1 protein-coding gene is annotated in these 1,599 nt (G+C 62.5%); it reads right to left on the reverse strand.

The window, feature by feature from the left end; genetic code table 11:
• Positions 1 to 154: 154 nt before the first annotated feature.
• Positions 155 to 1,474 carry a DDE-type integrase/transposase/recombinase gene (locus tag P3T23_RS47630; RefSeq protein WP_429322945.1) on the reverse strand — a complete coding sequence of 440 codons (1,320 nt, stop codon included), beginning with the start codon at positions 1,472 to 1,474 and terminating at the stop codon, positions 155 to 157.
• Positions 1,475 to 1,599 lie beyond the last annotated feature (125 nt).

Raw genomic sequence — 1,599 nt, forward strand, 5'->3', positions numbered from 1 at the left:
AGAGTTTTCCAATACCGAAATGAGCCTGGAGAGACCGGGTTGTCGGAATGATTGATCGTTAGAGGAAACGTGATTTTAGGACGTAAGTGTTCGTGAGTGTTGCGCAGGGGAAGCCGCGGAGGGCGTAGCCCGTAGCGGCTTCCCCTGCGCCAGATCAGGCGGCATCACCCCCGGCATAGCTCCAGACGTCCCTGAATCTGCGTACTTCCATCGCGACGCCGTCCATCAGTTCTTCCCGGGCGCGGCGAGTCAGACGTGCAGCTTCAATGTCCGTCATGCTGCGAGCCTCCCCGAGCAGGCTGTCGGTCGTGATGCCGTCACGCAGGAAGCTTGCCGCGTTGGGCAGGCTGAGCAGTTTCTCCAGCGGCGTCATCACGTCTTCACGTCGATGAATGCGGCGGGTGCGACCGGGCTTGCGCACGTCCGGCACTTCGGTGCCGAACAGGCACGGCCGGTGTAGGTTCAGGAAGGGATTCAGATATTCGGCACAGAATTCGTTGAACTGCCCGGCGCGCGTGGCGGGCACATGCGAGTAGCCGAACTGGCGGCGCACCACATTCCCATTCTTGGATTCGGCCAGTGCATTGTCGTTGCAATGCCGGGGGCGGGATCGGGTGAAGTCGATCTGCTGCTCCTTGAGCAGTCGCGCGACCTCTGCGTTTATGTACTCGCTGCCGCCGTCCGAATGGAAGCCGAGAATCTCGAACGGGAACTGATCCAGCATCTCACGCAGCACGGGTAACACGTGCTCGCCAGAGAGCGTCTCCACGCTTGCCACGACCTCCCACTGGGTCACGCAGTCGACGGCGTTGATGTGATAGAGCCCCCGGCGGCCGTTCAGGTTGCCCTGATGGACGCTGTCGATTCGAATGAAACCCGGCCGGTTCTCCGGTGTGGGCGCCCGCCGCGCGGCAATGGCTGCGCCCTTCGGATCGCTGCGCGTCTTCGTACGTACGGTGTGGCGGGCCCGGTAGGTTTCCGAGCGGCGCAGGTTGTAGAGGTGCGATGACGACAGATGCTGCAGGCGGACGAAGCGTTCATCGCGATATTCACGGTACATGCGGCGCAGTACAGCCACGGTGGCCGGTCCCGACAGGCGTCCGTATTCGCGCTCGACATCGGCCAACGCGTCCAGGTCCACCTCGGTGTAGTGCCGGGCAAACGCGTTGGTGGGCGGGCGTTTGCGTCGTGCCAGCGACTCGCCATCCAGCCAGCGTTGTACGAGCCGGGTGATGTGCGCGCGACTGAAGCCGCTGAAGCGGTTCAGGTAGCGCAGGACCAGCCCCTTGTCAGCACGTTTGAGACGCCCATAGCTGAAGCGCTTGAGGACCTTCTCGATCCATTCGCAGCGCGCTTGCGCGTTCGCCGTAATCGTGAATTCCAGCTCGCTAGTGCCGTCGAGTACGGCGCGCACCTGCTCCAGGGTGCGGATCTGGGTTTCGTTCAAGTTGAAGACCATCCGGTGGATGATCAACCATTCCCGCGCGCCCGCCGCGCATCGGCAGGCTCCCGATTTGCCTCAGGCTCATTCGCCGGTGGAAACGTATCCCGAAAATCCCCCAATATGCTGTCCAGGCTCATTTGCCGGTGGACAGCGCT

It is taken from the genome of Paraburkholderia sp. GAS448, assembly GCF_050435685.1.
GTDB lineage: Bacteria > Pseudomonadota > Gammaproteobacteria > Burkholderiales > Burkholderiaceae > Paraburkholderia.